We start from the raw sequence: 3539 nt of genomic DNA, 5'->3' as shown, positions 1-3539 counted from the left end.
TGGGAGTGATCAGGGGGAAAATTCCTGGACTTTTTCCCTGAAAATTAGGTAATTGGCCCCCTCAAAACCGGTAAAACCCCACACCCCACACCCCACACCCCACACCCTGCCACCACCGAAAAACTTTTTCAGCAGACCCTAACTAGACACAATCGGAAAATTATGCCCCCGTCAGACCGAATCCACAAGCATTTTAACTTAACGTCCACCGACTGCCAGGCGGCGGACGGAGCTAAATAAGGATCGGGAGGTCAGTCCCCGTCATACCTAACGATAAAGGGCGCAAACCTTAGGCCCTTTACAGAATGATTTTAAACCGATTGCTCTAGCAAAATTGTCTGTTTACCCGATGTTAATAATAACTGGGTTTGCTTAATTTCTCCCTTGTGGTTACGCCATTGAATGTCAACGGGTAAAGCGGTATTAGGGTCAATTTTGCCTAAACCAAAGTGTAATACTGGACTTCTCACGCCAGAATGACCATTGCCCCCATCTACCTGCGCCACCAGCTGACTGCCATCAGGTAGAGACACCTTAACCGCTGCGCCAATTGCGGGGATACCCATTTTCCCTTTTTCTGAAGAGGGATTAGGGGAGAGCGCAGGGTTTAAAAGCTCTAATTCCAGAGATTGACCGATATTTGGACTATCATTGCGGTAAAAATAAGAGGTTTCCCACTGATTTGCCACTACAAAGTCTAAATCCCCATCTCCATCCACATCGGCGGTGGCAATTCCTCTGGTGACAGAGGGATCATCTAAGCTTAATTGCGATGCCAAATCATAGTAACGTCCATCTTTACCCCGCACAAAAAAGGGATTATGTTGATGACCACTTAAATCGTCTCCATCTTGGAAATGAAACCAACTATTGGGGATTTTCAGGACTTGATCATTACTCATGGCTAACTCATGTAATTCCGGCCAACGATTGATGTCACCTTTACGAAATCCTGTGGCTTGCAACGCTTCTAACTCCCCATCATTATCAAAATCGCCGAATTTTGTTTCCCAACTCCAGCCACTACGAGAGACTCCCAGGGGTTCGCTTTTATCGACATAAGGGGCGATTCCTCGGGACATTTTCTCCGTTTCTCCCGTACTGGTAAAGAGAAAATGACTTTCCTCTAGGGCGTATTCCGAAGCAATATTACTCACATAGATGTCTAGGAGTCCATCATGGTTAATATCTCCGAAATCTACCCCCATTCCCTTAAAGCCATCATGGCCCAGTACCTTAGAATTAGGTGTCGTTAAACCTTTTTGCCCTTCCAGTAAGGCAAATTGGAGATGTCCTCTAGTAGAACGATTATGTAAGAGGCGATCGGGTCCGAAATCATTGGCAAAATAAATCTCTGGCAATAAATCCCCGTCTAAATCGGCTGTTCCGACGGCCAATGTCCAACCATGAGCAATTTTCTCCTCAAAAGCATCTTGGACTTCTTGATAAGTCACTCCAGTGGTAGAGGCATCGGACCACAAGAAAACTCGATTTTTACCGCCATTATAAGCACGGGTCATCGAATCTTGCATTTTCTCGATTTTCTGGGAATTGACATCCAAAATCTCGGCATTATCTGGGAAGTAATTGCCAATGATTAAGTCTGGGTGTCCGTCCCCATCTAAATCCGAGAAGGTTGCCGCGTTGGTGTACCATTTTTCCCTTTTTTGGCTGATTTGCTGCTGAAGATAACCTTGATCTTGCCTGATAAAAGCGATCGGTGTTCGTCCCCAATAATACACCAATAGATCCCTGAGTCCATCTTCATTGAGATCACTGGGAATACATCCCATGGGGGCCATGGTTTGGTCGTTATAGTCAAAATCGGTGACATTCAGGGTGAAGGGCTGATAACGATTGCCCGTACCCGGAACAGGCGAGATAATCACCTGATTACTTTGGGTTTCTACATGACAGAGATCATTATCCAAGCCATCTCCATCGAAATCCCCCAGGGCAACTGCCGCCCCAACTGCCGAAATCCAGCCCGAATGACGGCTTAAACTGGGATTTGTCGGTCTTTCTACTTGATAGGGTTGATTTTCTAATTCGGGTAAGGGAAAACGAGTAAAGGCAAAGCGAGAAGCGATCGCATCTCTTTCGGCCATTGATAGGGCGGGGAGACGGGAAACAGAGAATAAGACTAAAATTAGCCCCAATGCCAAGATAGACTTACTATGGCCTCGGATGAATTTTTCCAAACGATTCATGGTTTCAAAGAAGTAACTACATTCAATCTAAGCTTAAGACAGTTGAGGGGATTAGGTGCGAAAATGACTTTGGATGGCTTGTCGCCATTGTTCATAGGCAGGGATTTGGTCGTGGTAATCTAAGCCGATGAGGGTATCATCAGTGATCTTGGCTGTTTCAGTAATAGCCATTCCACACAAAATTTGACAGGCTATTTCGGTATTTTCCTGGCAGTTTTCGGCTAGTAAACGTGCTTTTGCGGCAAAAGCTGCTCCCTGGGCTAATTCTGCTCTATAAGGTTCAGCAAGCTGTTTTAAATGTTGAATTTCTTCGGGAGACACTCCCCCCGCATAAGTGCAAGCCAAGCCGATCCCACTCCATAAATGGGGTTGAAGCAGCGGGTCGAATTTTTGGATCTGATCGGCAATTTCGGGAATATTTGCCCCTTTCACAAACCAAAGACTGCGCCCTAACCCTTGAGCAAAAACAAGACGCGCATAACCCGATAATTCTTGAGGAGACTTTCTCTCTCGGATATACTTAGGCCAGGCAAAGTATCCTTGATGAAATCCATAGCCGTCAAGGGCTAACCAACCTAATAGGGAATCTGGAAAATGTTGGGCAGAATGTTCTAATTTTTGGAGATAAAAGCGCAAAGAAAAAGGAATACGGGCTAATTGCCATCCTTTCCCTACATAGGCCATGTAAATATGCTTTTTCCCCTCGTTTGCTAAAAAATGCTCAAAGCGATTGCGCTTACCCAGGGTTAAACAATCTAGCAAAGATAAAGCCATCGCTGCCCCTTCATAAGCAAATCCTCTCAAATTGAGCGTGACACCTTCAAGAAGAGGAAACAAGTCCGTGAGAGAATGAGCCATAATTGCTGCATTATAGCCATAGATAAAAGTTTGCCCGATCGTTTCCAAATATATCTGTTTTTGAGGCTGAACAGCCGGGCTGCGGCTTTGCGGATCACAGATGAATCCACGCTGATTAAAGGTTGCCGCTTGGGGTGAAAGGAGCAACAATCGTTGTGGAAAACGATTTACCTGCCTAGGAGAAAATTTGTGATCAAAATTGACAGCAGGATGCTCGAAGGGTGTGCCTGAGAAATTAGATGCCATTGTTAAAAAAAGTTGACAAAGTTGACAACCCTTGATGGGAGGCCGAAGATATGACCTCATGTTACCTTAAACAAAGTTTATTTGTTGACATCCTCACCGCCGTAAACGGACGGTGATTCCCAAACCTCACGATTTGGGTTTCTGCTTCTTTCCCGAAGGATTTTTCGCACCTGCCTTAACAGATTTACTCTGTTCTGGTCTTATGGTCGCTCTACAGACTGACAC

General features: G+C 45.3%; 2 protein-coding genes. Both read right to left on the bottom strand.

What is annotated here, in order from left to right; genetic code table 11:
• Positions 1-311 precede the first annotated feature (311 nt).
• Complete coding sequence (locus PX482_RS16105; protein WP_288059547.1) at positions 312-2210, bottom strand: CRTAC1 family protein; 1899 nt, start codon at positions 2208-2210, stop codon at positions 312-314.
• A 51-nt stretch (positions 2211-2261) separates the two neighbouring features.
• On the bottom strand, positions 2262-3314 hold the full coding sequence (locus PX482_RS16100; RefSeq protein ID WP_288023601.1) for a DUF1702 family protein: 1053 nt from the start codon (positions 3312-3314) through the stop codon (positions 2262-2264).
• Positions 3315-3539 lie beyond the last annotated feature (225 nt).

The sequence above is a fragment of the Microcystis sp. M53602_WE12 genome (assembly GCF_030065455.1).
GTDB classification, from domain to species: Bacteria; Cyanobacteriota; Cyanobacteriia; order Cyanobacteriales; family Microcystaceae; genus Microcystis; species Microcystis aeruginosa.
This window is presented reverse-complemented; position numbering and strand designations above follow the sequence as displayed.